Below are 17,111 nucleotides of genomic sequence, written 5' to 3' on the forward strand. Positions count from 1 at the left end.
GTTTCATTATTCACGGATATAAAAAAACACCAGCCTTTCGACTGGTGTTTCCTCCTCAAAAAATAATTAACCAAACAAATTATAGTGCGGGTTGTGTTTGATTTCTAAAAACCAATTTCCCGTCGAAAGCATCTATTAAGATTATGCTGTCTGTTGTTATATTTCCTGCCAGAATTTCTTTTGACAATTGATTCAGTACTTCTCTCTGAACCACACGTTTTACTGGTCTTGCACCAAAATGCGGATCATATCCTTTGTCTGACAAATAAGCGATTGCTTCTGGTGTCGCATCCATCGTAATACCTTGCAGCGCCAGCATTTTTGTAACACTTTTCAATTGCAGGCTTACAATTTTAGAAATATTCTCAACTGTAAGCGGTGTAAACATTACAATTTCATCGATACGGTTTATAAATTCAGGGCGAACGGTTTGTTTCAATAATCCTAAAACTTCATTTTTAGCGGCTTCTGTCGCTGCTTCAACGCTTCCTTTTAGGTTTTCAAACTTTTCCTGAATAATATGACTTCCCATATTTGAGGTCATAATAATAATCGTGTTTTTGAAATCAGCAAGACGGCCTTTATTATCTGTCAATCTACCTTCATCTAAAACCTGCAATAAAATATTGAACGTATCCGGATGCGCTTTTTCGATCTCGTCTAACAAAATTACAGAATACGGTTTTCTACGAACAGCTTCAGTCAATTGACCTCCTTCATCATAACCTACATATCCCGGAGGCGCACCAACCAAACGGCTCACACTGTGTCGTTCCTGATACTCACTCATATCAATACGTGTCATGGCATTTTCGTCATCAAAAAGATATTCGGCCAAGGCTTTTGCAAGCTCCGTTTTACCAACTCCGGTCGTTCCTAAAAACAAGAATGTTCCAACAGGTTTTTTCATATCCTGCAAACCGGCACGGCTTCTGCGAACAGCATCACTCACGGCTTCAATTGCTTCTTCCTGACCCACTACACGTTTGTGCAATTCGTCTTCAAGATGCAGTAGTTTTTCTCTTTCTGTCTGAAGCATTTTCATAACCGGAATTCCAGTCCATTTTGCTACAACTTCTGCAATATCTTCTCTGGTAACTTCTTCTTTAATTAAAGAATTACCCGATTGAAATTCTAATAATTGTTTTTGCAGTGCTTCCTGACGTTCTTGTGCTTCTTTTATTTTTCCATAACGAATTTCGGCTACTTTTCCGTAATCACCATCACGTTCTGCACGTTCTGCTTCGTATTTAAAATCTTCTATTTCTAATTTTACAGCCTGAATTCCGTCTACAATATCTTTTTCAGATTTCCATCTGGCGTAGATTTCATTGCGTTCTTCTTTTAGGTTTGCCAAATCCATACGAAGGATTTTTAGCTTACTTTCTTCTTTCTCACGTTTGATCGCTTCGATTTCAATTTCCAACTGCATAATTTTACGATCCAAAACATCTAATTCCTCAGGTTTTGAATTGATTTCCATACGCAGTTTCGAAGCCGCTTCATCCATTAAGTCGATCGCTTTATCTGGTAAAAAACGGTTTGTAATATAACGCTGCGAAAGTTCAACAGCAGCAATAATCGCCTCGTCTTTAATCTGCACTTTATGGTGCGTTTCGTATTTTTCTTTAATTCCACGTAAAATTGAAATAGCACTTTCTGTATCCGGTTCATCGATTAAAATTTTTTGAAAACGTCTTTCAAGTGCTTTATCTTTTTCGAAATATTTTTGATATTCATCTAAAGTTGTCGCTCCAATTGCTCTTAACTCACCACGAGCCAAAGCCGGTTTTAAGATGTTAGCCGCATCCATAGCGCCTTCACCTCCACCAGCGCCTACAAGTGTATGAATTTCATCAATAAACAAAACGATGTCTCCTTCGGCAGCGGTAACTTCTTTTACAACCGATTTTAAACGCTCTTCAAATTCTCCTTTGAATTTCGCTCCTGCGATCAAAGCTCCCATATCTAATGAGAAAACGATTTTATCTTTTAAATTTTCAGGAACGTCTCCATCAACAATTCTATGTGCTAAACCCTCTGCAATTGCAGTTTTACCAACTCCCGGTTCACCAATAAGCATTGGATTATTTTTTGTTCTGCGGGTCAAAATCTGCAATACACGACGAATTTCTTCATCACGTCCAATAACCGGATCTAATTTTCCGGTACGGGCTAATTCATTTAAATTTTTAGCGTACTTATTCAATGAATTATAGGTTTCTTCGGCAGAAGCAGAAGTCACTCTTTCACCTTTACGTAATTCCTCGATTGCGGCTTTAAGACCTTTTCCTGTAACGCCCTGATCTTTTAAAATTTGAGAAACTTTGCTTTTTGAATCGAAAATTGCCAAGATTAAATGCTCGATCGAAACGTATTCGTCGTTCATTTTCTGCGCAATGATTTCAGCTTCATTCAAAGCTTTATTTGCATCTCTTGAAAGCAGAATGTCACCTCCTGAAACTTTTGGAAAACTCTGAATTGTACTGTCCAGAATTTGCAAAAACAAGGGTACATTTACATTTAATTTCTTTAAAATAAATGGCGCGACGTTTTCATCAACTTCAAAAATTGCTTTGAAAATGTGCTCATTTTCAATTTGCTGCTGACCATTTCGCTGCGCTAATTGCTGCGACAACTGAATGGCTTCCTGCGATTTAATAGTAAATTTATTTATGTTCATATTTTTAAGATTTGATTGATTTTTGTTTTAAAATATTCGATTACATTAAAGTTAAGACTTATTGAGATATTTTTTTAGCTCAAAAGATTTAACTTTGCTTTCGAATATTCAAATTACATTCCACAGTAAAAACAAAGACAAAATGACGCAAAAACGATAATTTCAATCCGTTTTAAATGTCAAAAAGTCACAAAACAAGCCAAATATGAGTTTTTTTAATTCAATCTTCGGAAGTTCAGAGAACTCAGATTCTCCAAAAAGTAAAGTTAATTGGACTGAATTGACCGATATTCATCAATTAATGGAAATCGAAGCAATATCTAATGAAAAACCTGTTGTAATTTTTAAACACAGTACAAGGTGCAGCATCAGCCGTATGGCGCTAAAACAATTTGAAAGAGAGTTTGATCTTGAAGAAGTTGTCGATGCCTATTTTCTTGACCTAATTGCACATAGGGATGTTTCTAATGAAATTGCGGACAAATTTGGTGTTTATCATGAATCCCCGCAGTTAATTTTAATCAAAAACGGAAAAGCTGTTTATAATGTTTCGCATAGCGATATTGATGCTGAAGCACTAAAAAGTAAAGTTTAATAATTCTAAAGTTGATTAAATGGATGTACAGACAGCTTATCAAAAAACGATAATTTTTGCAACAATAAAGCATTTAGAAAATAATCAGACTATTACTGATTCTAATCTTCCCTATGTTATTCATTTGAGCAATGTTACGATGGAAATTTTAATTGCATCAAATAATACAGACCATTTTGATCTAAATTTTGCAACACAAGTTGCTTTATTACATGATACGCTAGAAGATACAAATACAACATTTGAAGAATTGGAACTTGAATTTGGACTGGAAATTGCCAAAGGGGTTTCTGCTCTTACAAAGGACAGCAATTTGCCTAAAGAAGAAAAGATGCTGGATAGTTTAAACAGAATTTCAAAACTTAGAAAAGAAATCTGGGCAGTAAAATTGGCTGATAGAATTACCAATTTGCAAAAACCACCAAAAAGCTGGGACAATCTTAAAAGAAGAAATTATAAGAATGAAGCGGAGATTATTTTGGAAAAATTAAAAGGCGGTAATCCGTATTTAGAAAATCGTTTACGCTCTAAAATAGAAGAATACGAACAATATCTTGATTAAGATTCTTTATTAAAACAAACAAAAAACGCTGAATAAAATTCAGCGTTTTTTGTTTTATAAGTTTTCACTTTTTAAATTTTCACTGTAATAATTAACCATTCACAATTTACAATTAATTAAAAACTTTCTCCAGATCCGCCGCCGCTAAATCCTCCTCCTCCAAAATCCATTGGCGACTCTGTTTTAACTTCCGGTTTCATACCAAAAGTTGAAGCTACGATTAAAGTCTGAGCATTTAAAATTGCAGTTGAATGATTGATCCTGTCCGGTTTAAAAGTTAATCCGGATTCTTTATTTTTTAATTTTTGGATAGAGACAAATGCAATGGCAAACATCACTAATCCTCCAATAGTTAATGCGGCTTCAATTGGTAAAACCGAATAATAAAATCGGATGGTAAAAACAGTAAAAGCTATTGCTCCAAAACTAATCCAAAGCATGATTCTGTCTTTGGTTTTTAAAGCCTGAACCAAATACACAACGGGAACTACAAACGTAAATACGTAAAAGAAATAAGCAAACGGAATATCCTGTCCCGGCTGAACTTCAATTCCTAAAAGTTCTGCAGAAAGTTCTCTTACTACTAAATAGTTGCAGGAAAGATAAAATAGAATCAAACAGAAACTATTGGCTAACAATAATCCGTTGTAATAGTAAACTTCTTTTAAATTCTTGATTCTTTGTTTCGTAAAAAAATAAAACCCTGCCGAAACTAACATTGCCACAAAAGGTAAAATTGTTTTACCAATATCTCCAATTTCAAACATTCCGAAAAATAAAACTGCTGAACTTGCCAAACAAAAAACAAGCATAGAAAGCAGATGTAAGTATCTTTTATAAGTTAAAAAAGAAGCAATGGCAACAAAAATAGCGGGAGTTAATCCTGTTTCAAAATCTTCTGTAAGTATGACAACAGCACCGCCAACATTTAAAAGTATTCCTAAAATAAAAGCATCATCTAAGCCGTGTCTGTAATATTTATTAGTCGATAAAAATTCAGCACCTGCAATACCAACACCTGCAAAAAGAAAACAGCAAATTTTAAAAAAAGATTCTGCGCCTGATAATGCAATTAAAGAAATAAAGCTGCAAATAGAGGAATATAGAAATGATCCCAGCAGAAAAAATCCTAAACGCACTAGAATGTTATTTTGAATTTTGAAAGATGATAATTTATTTCTAATTATTTTCTTTTGTTCTTTGCTGATAAACCCTCCTTTTTCAAGAGAATCTGCTTCTTCAGTTAAAAATAAATTATTTAGTAAATTTTTATCGTGTACTATCATTCGGCTATTTCTTTATTGAAGTTTTTAATCAGTTTTATAAACAATACTATTGAACCAATGAAATAAGCTGGCAATATCATGATAAATAATACCCATATATCACCAAAATCAATGTTTTCGAAAATTCTAAATATGAAAATATTAATGCCAATATAGGCGTAAACAATCATGAAAACGTACAATGAAATTGCTTTGAGCTGATGACTTATTTTATAAAAGTAAACAGATGAGCCTGCTAAAATTAAAGAGAAAAGAAGCCAGATAATTTCTTCACTAACCATATTGCTTATTGAGGCAATACTTATAATATGCAAAGCAAATGTGAGATAGATAAGCGCAAAATGTGTTTTTAAATTAATTCTGAAACTATAAACTGTCCATAGAATAAGTAAAAGACCAAGCATAATAGCTGAATAACTTAAACTTTGACTGGCATAAAAATTATTATTGCCATTAAAAATATCCTGTGGTGTTACCGAAAGTCCAACGTACGCTGCCAAACCTGTAACAGCAATGGTTAAAACGCTTTTGTTATCAAAATAATAGGCACAAAAGAAACTGACAATTGTTGGGACTAAAGTCGCCAAACCATAATGTGTTCCAAATAACTCATATTGAACCTGAAGATATCCTATAAAAATGCAGGTGAGAACATTGGCTGTTAAAACCACATATTCCAAAAAATGACTTTCTGTTGTGGTTTCTGTTTTTTGGAAACCTTTAGAATTTTTAAAACAATAATAAAAGCAGCCACAAATAAGAACAAACAAAATAGCCAGAAGTGCAATGTGTCCAACACTATCAATATTGTCATAGATAAGAATTCCTATTCCTGACGTAAACATTAAAACTGAAATGGAGAGCAACAGTTTTAATTCTACATTGAGTGAAAAAATATTGAGACTTCGATATTCTTTTATTTCCTGGAACTGATTTTCGGTAATTAGATTTTTCTCAAAAAGACCTTGAGATGCCTGTTCGTCAAATTGCGTCATATTTTTGATTTAAAAATAATAGATTCTCAAATTTAGATAATTAGGTCGAAGTTTCTTATGTTTCAAAAATATATTTAAAGAAATAAAAAAAACCGATTTGTATTATCTACAAATCGGTTTCATATTATTTAGGAAATAAGCTTTTAGAAAGCAGCTTTCATTTTGTCTTTAATCGAATCAAGACATAAGTTGTTAATACTTCCTTCATGCGTGTGTTTTGTTTGTTTTGGAGATTTGTATGTTCCTGCTTCCAATTGTTCTGCAACGGCTTTATAAGCATCTCTAAACGGCATTCCTTCAACAACCATTTCATTTAAAGTATCCACAGTAAATAAGTAATCGTATTTTTTATCTTCTAAAATATGATCTTTAACCGTAATATCTTTAATAGAAAATATGGCAATATCCAAACAAGCTTTAAGGTTTTGAATTGCCGGAAACAGACCTTCTTTTAAAAGCTGTAAATCTCTGTGATAACCGCTCGGTAAATTATTTGTGATTAAAGTGATTTCGTATGGTAATGCCTGAATCTTATTGCATTTTCCTCTTATTAATTCGAAAACATCAGGGTTTTTCTTGTGAGGCATAATACTTGAACCTGTTGTAAGATGCGCCGGAAGACCAATAAAATCAAAGTTCTGGCTCATATACAAACAAACGTCCATGGCAAATTTTGACAACGTTCCTGCAACGCTTGTCATGGCAAAAGCAACCGTTTTCTCTGCTTTTCCTCGACTCATTTGTGCAGCAACTGCGTTGTATTTTAAAGTTTCGAAACCTAATTCCTTAGTTGTAAATGTTCTGTTGATTGGGAATGAACTTCCATAACCCGCTGCAGATCCTAACGGATTCTGATCTACAATTTTTGAAGCTGCGTTCAACATCGTAACATCATCAATTAAACTTTCAGCGTAAGCAGAAAACCACATTCCGAATGACGATGGCATTGCGATTTGTAAATGCGTATAACCTGGCAATAAAACATTTTGATGCTTTTCTGCCGATTCCATTAACAAATCAAACAATGTTTTTACCTGTTCTTTTATGGCTTTTAATTCGTCTTTTAAATACAAATGAACATCTACCAAAACCTGATCGTTACGAGAACGGGCGGTATGGATTTTCTTTCCTGCATCACCTAGTTTTGCGGTTAGCAGATATTCGATTTTAGAATGTACGTCTTCGAAACTGTCTTCGATTTCGAAATTTCCAACTACAATATCGGCAATGATTTCGTTTAATGCATCAACTAAAGAAGTGGTTTCTTCAGCGGTTAATAAACCAATTTGCCCAAGCATTTTGGCATGAGCAATTGAACCCAAAGCATCGTATTTTGCTAAAACTAAATCTAATTCACGATCGTTTCCAACGGTGAATTGTTCAATTTGTTTGTCTGTTGGTATTCCTTTTTCCCAAAGTTTCATAAGATGTATGTTTTTTTGTTTCACAGAGCTTCACTAAGAAACTCAGAGATTCACAAAGTTCTATTTTATTACTATGTTTCTTTATTTCCTGAATGTACTAGCCCCGATAGTAGTGGAAATCCTTTTATTTTTTTCCTTTAAAAAAATAAAAGATTGGAACGGATAGCGGGAAATAGCTTCTAAAAAATATTATAATTTAAAGAAATCGGTTAGTATCTTGATATACAAATCGACTCCTTCTTCTATTTCATTTATAAAAATAAATTCATCTGCTGAATGTGAACGCAATGTTTCTCCTGGTCCTAATTTTAAAGACTGACAGCTTAAAACAGATTGGTCTGAAAGCGTCGGAGATCCATAAGTTGTTCTTCCTAAAGCAATTCCAGCCTGAACTAAACCGTGTGCAACCGGAATAGACGATGCGTTTAAATGCATTGATCTTGGCGTTACTTCGGCGTTTACGTTGGCTTTAACAACCTCTAAAATTTCAGTATTGGTATAACGATCTGTTACACGGATATCAACTACCAAATCACATTCTGAAGGAACAACATTATGTTGTTTTCCAGCGCTGATCTGCGTTACGGTCATTTTTACTGGACCTAAAACATCAGAGATTTTGTCGAATTTATAATTTTTAAACCATTCCATTACGGGAATTGATTTGTATAATGAATTATCATCGTTTTGATGTGCGGCGTGGCTTGCGGTTCCTTTTACTTTTACGTCTAGAACTAACAAACCTTTTTCAGCCACAGCCAATTGCATCAAAGTTGGTTCGCCAACAATTGCACAATCTAACTCTGGTAAATGTTTTAAAACGCTGTTTAAACCGTTTTTTCCGCTGCTTTCTTCTTCGGCGGAAGCCACAATTACAATATTGTGCGAAAGATTTTGATTTTCGTAAAAATGAACAAAGGTTGCTAATAATGAAACCAAACATCCTCCAGCGTCATTACTTCCTAATCCGAATAATTTGCCGTCTTTTTCAATCGCTTTAAAAGGATCGTTGGTGTAAGCTTGATTTGGTTTTACGGTATCGTGATGTGAGTTTAGTAAAAGTGTTGGTTTGTTTTCGTCGAAATATTTATTGAAAGCCCACACATTATTGTTTTCTCTTTGAAAAGGAATCTCGTTTTGATTGAACCAATTTTCGATTAACAGAGCCGTTTGATCTTCTTCACTTGAAAATGAAGGGGTTTCGATTAAGCTTTTTAATAAACTAATTGCTTCCTGGGTAAGCGTATCTATATTTTTCATTTTGTTGTGCTCTTGCCACAAAGGCGCTAAGTCGCTAAGTTTTTTTTAAGCTTTTACTTTCTTAACTAAATAATATGCGACATTTTTAATTTGCGCAAATTTCTTAAATTAATATTTAAAAGCACTGCGCAGTTCCGTTTTTTTGCCACTGATTACACGTATTTTCATAAATTATTTTTTTATCTCAGATTTAAAATCAAAATAAACTTTTTAATGTATGTCTAAAATTATTTTCTCTTTTAACAGAGAAAATTAGCGTCAATTCATGGCAACATTTTTTATAATGTAATAGTTGTATGCAGAACATCTGGATTTTGAAGCATTTTGTGATGCCCGATTTTGATTTTCTGTACACCTCTTGATAAACTATTGAAACAGTTATCCAGTTTTGGAATCATTCCGGAATGGATTACTTTTTCTTCTTTTAGCTTATTGTATAATGCTTCGTTGATTTCTGTTATTACAGATGAATCGTCTTCTGAATCTTGTAAAACACCTTGTTTTTCAAAACAATATGTCAGCGTAACATCAAAAACTTCAGATAGTGCAATTGATAATTCGCTTGCAATCGTATCCGCATTGGTGTTTAGTAATTGTCCGTTTTTATCGTGTGTAATCGCGCAGAAAACGGGAACGATTCCAGCTTCTAATAAAGTAGCCAGTAATTTGGTATTGACTTGCTTTACATCGCCTACAAAGCCGTAATCGATTGTGGGGTGATTTCTTTTTACTGACTGAATTAAATTGCCATCAGCTCCGGAAAATCCCATTGCATTATTATTTTTTGACTGCAATTGTGCCACAACATTTTTATTGATTTCTCCTGCATAAATCATCACTACAACATCAAGCATTGGAGCATCTGTAATGCGGCGTCCGTCAATCATTTGAGGAACCAAACCAATACTCTGTGCCATCTTTGTAGCCGATTTTCCACCGCCGTGAACCAAAACTTTATATCCTTCAATTTTAGAAAAATCGGTTAAGAATTGTTCTAATTCTGCTGGATTATCGATGATGTTTCCACCAATTTTTATTACTTTAACTTTCTTCATGAGGTTCTAAGGGACTAAGGTACTGAGGGACTAAGGTTTTTGTTCTAAAGTTTCTTAGCATCTTAGAAACTTAGAACCTTAGCACCTCAAAAAATTACAATTTTTTAAGAATCTTCTGTAAAACCAATTGTGCTGAATACGTTCTGTTATTCGCTTGCTCAATTACAATTGAATTCTCGCTGTCTAAAACTTCATCGCTTACAATTACATTTCGACGAACTGGAAGACAGTGCATGAATTTTCCGTTGTTGGTTAATGCCATTTTATCGGCAGTAACGGTCCAGCTTGGATCGATGTTGGTAACTTTTCCGTAATCGTTGAAGTTACTCCAGTTCTTTACGTAAACGAAATCGGCGTTTTCGAAAGCTTTGTTTTGATCGTATTCGATTTTGCAGTCTTTTGTAATTTCAGGGCTTAATTCATAACCTTCGGGATGTGTGATAACAAAATCCATATCTTTTTGCATTTGCATCATTTCTACAAATGAATTCGCAACTGCCTGAGGCAAAGCTTTTGGATGTGGCGCCCACGAAAGAACAACTTTTGGTTTATGTTTCGTTTTGTGTTCTTCCATTGTAATGGCATCTGCCAAAGACTGCATTGGGTGACGTACTGCGCTTTCCATATTTACGATTGGCACTGTTGCATGTTTCAGGAATCCTGAAATCACAGTTTCCTGATAATCTTTTTCTTTATCAACCAAACCAGCAAAAGCACGAATTGCGATAATATCACAATATTGTGAAACTACTTCTGCCGCTTCTTTAATATGCTCAGAAGCTCCTGAATTCATAACAGCTCCGTCTTCGAACTCTAGTGTCCAGCCTTCGTTGGTAAAATTCATTACCATTACATTCATTCCTAAGTTTAGTGCCGCTTTTTGAGTACTCAAACGTGTTCTTAAACTTGGGTTGAAGAATAACATTCCAAGAGTTTTATTCTTTCCTAAACTTTGATTTTTAAGCGGGTTCTTTTTGATTTTTATCGCTTGTTTTACCCATTTTGATAATGAGTTGATGTCTTTTATTGAGATGTAGTTCATTTGTTTTCCTTGTTTTTTTTTATTTTTTTATGCTGAATAAATTTATCCGCGGATGACACGGATTCACTTCGTGAAAACGCGGATTTACACAGATTTTTCAATTCTATTTTTTTTGCTATTGTCAAATATTTTTCTTCTAAATTCTGGTATAGTTCCAAAATTTAAAAGTAAACCTACTTCACAATTTGTTCCTTTTAGATAATTTAAAATTTGATTTTCAAAGGCCTCAACAATACAATCTGCAGCTTTTAATTCTAGTATGATCAAATCCTCTACAATCAAATCTGCATAATACTGCCCTACCGTTATTCCCTTATAAAAAACTTCAATTTTCTTTTGCGCTTCAACTTTAAGACCTTTATTCTTTAATTCTAAATACATAGAATTTTGATAAACCCTTTCCAAAAAGCCATGTCCTAATTCATTATAAACTTCATAAAAAGTTTTAATAATTACATCAGTTAGTTCTTCATGCAATAAATTCATATTTCAACATTTAAAAATCCGTAAAAATCCGCGTTTTCACGAAGTGAATCCGTGTCATCCGCGTATAAATCTACACAATTTTTGTGAAAGAAATTTCTTCCTTTAGTGCTTTCAATATAAAATTATCATTTAATCCGTTTACAATCCAGGTTTCAATGTTGGCTGCTTTTGCGATTCCGGCTGCTTCGATTTTGGACTGCATTCCACCAGTTCCGTGTGATGATTTTGATTCTCCGATTTCTTTTTCTAATACTTTTAGATCGTTTACCAATTTAATCGTTTCCGGATTTTCATCGTGAATGGAATCTTTCGTATAAATGCCGTTCGTATTAGTGGCAATTATCAGAATATCAACATTTAGCAGTACTGCCGTTAAAGCCGCTAATTTATCATTATCTCCAAACCGAATCTCATCTGTGGCAACGGTATCATTTTCATTGATAATCGGAATGTAATTGTTTTTAACCAATACATTAATGGTGTTTACAATGTTCTTTTTGGTCTGTTCTTTTTCGAAATCAGAATAAGAAAGCAAACACTGCGAAGTATTTAATCCTAAATCCTTAAAATTTTCATTGTAAATCCGCATTAAATGAGGCTGTCCGATAGAAGCTAAAGCTTGTTTTACAAAAACATCTTTATCTTGATTGTCCAGCTTTACAAATTGCTTTGCTGCTGCAATTGCTCCGGAGCTGACTATGATAAATTCATATTCATCGTTTAGAGCAGCGATTTGTATTCCAAGGTCTTCAATCTTTCCCCGCGAAATATGATTGGTTTCTTTGGTTAAAGTATTACTTCCTATTTTTAATAAAATCCTTTTTTTACCCATTGTTGTTGTTTTGCTGCGATTTTTTTAACCGCAAAGTGCGCAAGGTTCTTATATTGTTTGTGCTTGCAAACGATAAGTTCGCAAAGCTTTATCTATAATTAAATTCCAATCCAGAAGCCTCGGTATAAAATTCCAAATTCCAATAAGTCTAAAATTCTAAGAAGTCTAATTATCTAATTTGCCCTTCTCCGTATACGTACCACTTATTGGTAACCAAATGCTGTAAACCAATTGGTCCTCTTTGATGCAATTTATCTGTGCTTATCGCTAATTCTCCGCCTAAACCAAATTGTCCGCCGTCTGTAAAACGGGTTGAGGCATTGTGATAAACTGCGGCAGCATCAACAGCTTCCATGAATTTTTTGGCTGCTTTTTCCTCTTTTGTAATAATGGCCGCCGAATGCCCTCCACAATATTTGTTGATTTTTTCGATAGCATGCTCTTCAGAATCAATGGTTCCGATGACGATTTTATAGTCTAAAAACTCTTCGTACCAGATATCTTCGTTTTGAAGCGTTTCCGTATTTTCGAAATTTTCTAATGATTTATCAACGATAATTTCCACTTTTGATTCGGTTAAAACTTCAATTAACATAGCCGTAAAACCTTCAAAATTAGGCAATCTTGAATCTATCAAAACTTTATCCAAAGCATTACAAGCCGAGATTTTAGAGGTTTTGGCATTCAAAATTACTTTTAAAGCCAAATCAGTATCTGCATTTTCATGAACGTAAACAAAATTGTTTCCGCGGCCGCTTACAATTACTGGGCAGGTTGCGTGTGCTTTTACAAACTCAATTAGTTTTTCTCCGCCTCTTGGAACAATTAAATCGACTTTTTGAGTTGGTTTTTCTAAGAATGCCTGAGTTTCCGTTCTGTTGTAATTCAGATATTCCACCCAATCTTTTGAAATTCCGTTTTCTTCTAAAGCTTTATGCCAAAGACTTACGATTTTCAAATTTGATTGTAGAGATTCTTTTCCTCCTTTTAATAAAATCTTATTTCCAGATTTAAAAGCAATTCCGCCCGCTTCAATCGTAACATCGGGACGAGATTCGTAAATAATTAAAATTGTACCAAAAGCGGCTGTTTTATTCACCACTTTTATTCCATTATCATGTGTAAAATGAAAACGCTCAACGCCAACAGGATCTTCCTGAGAAGCTAATTGGTTCAATGATAAAATCATCTCATCGACTTTTTTATCATCTACTTTCAAGCGTTCTTCCATCGCTAAATCTGAGCCGTCATAAGCCAATAAATCTTCCTGATTCGTTAGAATAATCTGACTCCGCTCCTGCTCGACCAGCTTTGCCATAGAATGCAAAACGAGATTGCGTTTTTCAATTGATAATGGGTTCATTTTTTTGGTTTAATTGGTCAATTCGTGTAATCGTTTAATCGTGTAATCGTTAATTCGTTTAATCGTGTAATCGTTAATTCGTATAATCGATTAAACGATTAAACAAATAAACATTATAGCTCTTCTAAACTTTCTTTTAAAGCTTTTACAAACGTATCAATATCAGCTTTTTTCACTGTAAGCGGCGGTAAAATTCTCAATAGATTTTTATTGTTAGCGCTTCCTGTAAAAATGTGTTTTTCGATAATTAGCTTTTTTCTCAAAGCTGCAACATCAAAATCAAACTCAACTCCTAGCATTAAACCTTTTCCTTTTACTTGTTTGATGCCTTCCACTTCTTTGATTTTTTCTAAGAAATATTCGTAAACTTCGTTTACATTTTTTTGTAAATCAAGTTTTTCAATTACATCCAAAACCGCAATTCCTGCCGCACAAGATAAGTGGCTTCCGCCGAAAGTAGTTCCTAACAATCCGAAACTTGCTTCAAATTTTGGTGAAATCAAAATGGCTCCAACCGGAAAACCATTCCCCATTCCTTTTGCAACTGAAATAATATCAGCGTTGATTCCGTGGTGTTGGAAAGCGAAGAATTTCCCGCTTCTTCCGTATCCTGATTGTACTTCATCTAAAATCAAAACAACATCATGTTTTTTACATGCTTTTTCTAAAGCCTGAAAAAATTCTGTTGTTCCCTGATCTAAACCTCCAACTCCCTGAATTCCTTCAATAATTACTGCTGTTACATCTCCTTTAGCCAATTCAGCTTCTACTAATTCGATTTGATTTAACGGTAAAAAGGTAACTACTTGCTGTGCGTTAATTGGCGCAACGATCTTTTTGTTATCAGTAACGGCAACGGCTGCAGAAGTTCTTCCGTGAAAAGAATTATCAAAAGCTACAACTCTAGATTTTCCGTTGTGGAAAGAAGCTAGTTTTAAAGCATTTTCATTGGCTTCAGCTCCAGAACTGCATAAAAATAATTCGTAATTTTCTAAACCGGAAAGTTTTCCTAATTTCTGCGCCAATTCTACCTGCAAAGGATTCTGAATCGCATTCGAATAAAATCCTAAATGGTCTAATTGATTTTTTAATTTTTCTACGTAATCTGGTTGTGTGTGTCCAATAGAAATCACACCATGTCCGCTGTATAAATCTAAGTATTCTACTCCTTTGTCGTCGTAAATTGTACAATCTACTGCTTTTACCGGAGTTATGTCATATAATGGGTAAACGTTAAATAAATTCATGTTTTTTTGTTTAACGTTTCAAGTTTCAAGTTTCAAGTTACGCATAGAACTTGAAACTTGAAACCTGAAACAAATTTTTCCTAAAATCCGCTTGGTCTCAAATTTAAACCTGTGGTTTCTTCTAAACCGAACATTAAATTCATGTTTTGAATTGCTTGTCCTGAAGCACCTTTGGTTAAGTTATCTATAATTGATGTTATGAGCACCCGGTTTCCTTTTTTCAATAAACTAATGATACATTTATTCGTTTGCACCACTTGTTTCAGGTTAATATTTGTTGTGGTAACGGTTACAAAAGGTTCGTTTTTATAGAAATCTTCATATTTCTCTACTAATTGTTCCAAACTATCATCACATAATGTATATAAAGTTGCAAAAATTCCTCTTGGAAAATCTCCTCTATTCGGAATAAAAAGCAATTCACTTTCGAAATCATCTTGCAGCTGCACCAAACTTTCTGAAATTTCACCTAAATGCTGATGCTCAAAAGCTTTATAATGCGACATATTGTTGTTTCTCCAACTAAAATGAGAAGTTTCTGAAAGTCCAACTCCTGCCCCTGTGCTTCCGGTTGTAGCATTAATATGAACATCATTATTTAGCATATTATATTCTGCTAAAGGCAATAAAGCCAATTGTATAGCCGTTGCAAAACAACCTGGATTTGCAATATAATTTGCTTTTTTAATTTCTGCTTTGTTCAATTCAGGCAATCCGTAAACAAAATCTTTGCCTTGGAAATGAGCATCTTTATTCAACCTGAAATCATTTCCTAAATCAATGATTTTAGTATGGCTTGCAAATGCATTTTCCTGCAAAAACGAAATTGATTTTCCGTGACCTAAACATAAAAAAACCACATTTACGTCAGGATTTATTATATCCGTAAAATTCATTTCAATGTCGCCCATCAAATCGTGGTGTGCCACAGAAAGTGGTTTTCCTGCATTTGTAGTGCTGTAAACAAAATCGATGTTTACTTTGGGGTGATACATTAAAATTCTGATGAGTTCTCCAGCCGTGTAGCCTGAACCACCAATTATTCCGACATTAATCATGATCTAATTGATTTACAGATGAAAATATGTTTTGTGCATTTCCAAGAATTTTGATAAATCCTTTTGCATCATCAGATGTCCAAGCATTGTTCATTTCTCCGTACTGACCAAACCCTGTGTTCATCAAATCATTTTTAGATTCGATTCCGTCAAGTGAGAAATGGTATGGTTTTAATGAAACCGTTACGGTTCCGTTTACTGTTTTTTGAGTGTCTTGTAAGAAAGTTTCAATGTTTCTCATAACCGGATCTAAGAACTGACCTTCGTGGAATAACATTCCGTACCAGTTTCCTAACTGCTCTTTCCAGTATTGCTGCCATTTTCCAAGCGTATGTTTCTCTAATAAATGGTGCGCTTTGATAATGATTAATGGCGCAGCAGCTTCAAAACCAACTCTACCTTTAATTCCGATAATGGTATCCCCAACGTGAATATCTCTACCAATTGCGTAAGCATTTGCCAATTTTTCAAGAGCAACGATGTTGTTTGATGGTTTATCTGTTTTACCGTTTATTCCAACTAATTCCCCTTGCTCAAAATGAAGCGTTACTTTTTCTTCACCTTCTTTTTTCAATTGAGAAGGATAAGCTTCACTTGGCAATGGCTGGCCTGAAGTCAAGGTTTCTTTTCCTCCAACACTGGTTCCCCAAAGTCCTTTATTGATCGAATATTGTGCTTTTTCCCAAGAATAATGAACTCCGTTTTGAGCCAAATAATCTACTTCTTCTTGTCTTGAAAGTTTTAAATCTCTAATTGGTGTAATAATTTCAATTTCCGGAGCAATCGTTTGGAAAATCAAGTCAAAACGTATTTGGTCGTTTCCTGCACCTGTACTTCCGTGTGCGATGGCGCTTGCTCCTACTTTTTTAGCATATTTTATAGCTTCAATTGCCTGAAAAACACGTTCTGCACTTACTGATAATGGATAAGTATTGTTTTTTAATACATTTCCGAAAATCAAATATTTTATAGCTTTATCATAATATTTGTCTACGATTGTAAGATTTGCGTGTTGTGCACTTCCTAATTCGTAAGCTCTTTTTTCAATGGCTGATAATTCTTCTGCGTCAAATCCTCCTGTATCTACCAATACAGTGTGAACTTCGTATCCTTTTTCATTTTTTAAATATTTCAAACAATACGAGGTATCTAATCCTCCGCTATAAGCTAATACTACTTTTTTCATTTTTTATAATTTTGGCCAATACTTTCGTATTTAGCAG

The 17,111-nt window shown here is 34.2% G+C and carries 15 protein-coding genes; 2 read left to right on the forward strand and 13 right to left on the reverse strand.

Annotated elements, in window-relative coordinates:
• Positions 1-79: 79 nt before the first annotated feature.
• Complete coding sequence (clpB, locus tag ASD98_RS15030) at positions 80-2,683, reverse strand: ATP-dependent chaperone ClpB (protein WP_056205897.1); 2,604 nt, start codon at positions 2,681-2,683, stop codon at positions 80-82.
• A gap of 205 nt (positions 2,684-2,888) precedes the next feature.
• Here clpB and ytxJ point away from each other — a divergent pair, with 205 nt between their 5' ends.
• Both ytxJ and ASD98_RS15040 read left to right on the forward strand, forming a co-directional pair.
• Positions 2,889-3,278 carry a bacillithiol system redox-active protein YtxJ gene (gene ytxJ / locus ASD98_RS15035; RefSeq protein ID WP_056205898.1) on the forward strand — a complete coding sequence of 130 codons (390 nt, stop codon included), beginning with the start codon at positions 2,889-2,891 and terminating at the stop codon, positions 3,276-3,278.
• A gap of 19 nt (positions 3,279-3,297) precedes the next feature.
• A complete protein-coding gene (locus ASD98_RS15040; protein WP_056205899.1) occupies positions 3,298-3,840 on the forward strand; it encodes an HD domain-containing protein in 543 nt (180 codons plus the stop codon).
• A 116-nt stretch (positions 3,841-3,956) separates the two neighbouring features.
• Here ASD98_RS15040 and ASD98_RS15045 read toward each other — a convergent pair whose 3' ends face one another.
• The 12 genes from ASD98_RS15045 to ASD98_RS15100 all read right to left on the reverse strand — a co-directional run bounded on the left by ASD98_RS15045 (position 3,957) and on the right by ASD98_RS15100 (position 17,074).
• Positions 3,957-5,126 (reverse strand): hypothetical protein, encoded by a 1,170-nt coding sequence (locus ASD98_RS15045; protein ID WP_056205900.1) that lies wholly within the window; start codon positions 5,124-5,126, stop codon positions 3,957-3,959.
• Entirely contained in the window at positions 5,123-6,121 is a 999-nt protein-coding gene (locus ASD98_RS15050; RefSeq protein ID WP_056205901.1) for a DUF2157 domain-containing protein, read from the reverse strand. The genes ASD98_RS15045 and ASD98_RS15050 overlap by 4 nt, the downstream gene beginning before the upstream one ends.
• 143 nt (positions 6,122-6,264) lie before the next feature.
• Positions 6,265-7,545, reverse strand: coding sequence for an argininosuccinate lyase (gene argH, locus ASD98_RS15055; protein ID WP_056205902.1), 1,281 nt, complete (start codon positions 7,543-7,545; stop codon positions 6,265-6,267).
• Between the two features lie 189 nt (positions 7,546-7,734).
• Positions 7,735-8,805: a M20 family metallo-hydrolase gene (locus ASD98_RS15060; protein ID WP_056205903.1), complete on the reverse strand. Its 1,071-nt coding sequence runs from the start codon at positions 8,803-8,805 to the stop codon at positions 7,735-7,737.
• A 278-nt stretch (positions 8,806-9,083) separates the two neighbouring features.
• Positions 9,084-9,860, reverse strand: coding sequence for an acetylglutamate kinase (argB, locus tag ASD98_RS15065; protein WP_056205904.1), 777 nt, complete (start codon positions 9,858-9,860; stop codon positions 9,084-9,086).
• A 94-nt stretch (positions 9,861-9,954) separates the two neighbouring features.
• On the reverse strand, positions 9,955-10,902 hold the full coding sequence (locus ASD98_RS15070) for an N-acetylornithine carbamoyltransferase (protein ID WP_056205905.1): 948 nt from the start codon (positions 10,900-10,902) through the stop codon (positions 9,955-9,957).
• Positions 10,903-10,986: 84 nt separating this feature from the next.
• Positions 10,987-11,388: a GxxExxY protein gene (locus tag ASD98_RS15075; protein WP_056205906.1), complete on the reverse strand. Its 402-nt coding sequence runs from the start codon at positions 11,386-11,388 to the stop codon at positions 10,987-10,989.
• A gap of 70 nt (positions 11,389-11,458) precedes the next feature.
• The gene (gene proB, locus ASD98_RS15080) at positions 11,459-12,220 is read right to left on the reverse strand and encodes a glutamate 5-kinase (protein ID WP_056205907.1); all 762 of its coding nucleotides are present in this window, start codon (positions 12,218-12,220) and stop codon (positions 11,459-11,461) included.
• A gap of 169 nt (positions 12,221-12,389) precedes the next feature.
• Positions 12,390-13,583, reverse strand: a complete 1,194-nt coding sequence (locus tag ASD98_RS15085; protein ID WP_056205908.1) for a glutamate-5-semialdehyde dehydrogenase — start codon at positions 13,581-13,583, stop codon at positions 12,390-12,392.
• Between the two features lie 113 nt (positions 13,584-13,696).
• Positions 13,697-14,830, reverse strand: coding sequence for an aspartate aminotransferase family protein (locus tag ASD98_RS15090; RefSeq protein WP_056205909.1), 1,134 nt, complete (start codon positions 14,828-14,830; stop codon positions 13,697-13,699).
• An 80-nt stretch (positions 14,831-14,910) separates the two neighbouring features.
• Entirely contained in the window at positions 14,911-15,888 is a 978-nt protein-coding gene (argC, locus tag ASD98_RS15095) for an N-acetyl-gamma-glutamyl-phosphate reductase (RefSeq protein WP_056205910.1), read from the reverse strand.
• Positions 15,881-17,074, reverse strand: coding sequence for an argininosuccinate synthase (locus ASD98_RS15100; RefSeq protein WP_056205911.1), 1,194 nt, complete (start codon positions 17,072-17,074; stop codon positions 15,881-15,883). The genes argC and ASD98_RS15100 overlap by 8 nt, the downstream gene beginning before the upstream one ends.
• Positions 17,075-17,111 lie beyond the last annotated feature (37 nt).

This window comes from Flavobacterium sp. Root186 (genome assembly GCF_001428525.1).
Taxonomy (GTDB): domain Bacteria; phylum Bacteroidota; class Bacteroidia; order Flavobacteriales; family Flavobacteriaceae; genus Flavobacterium.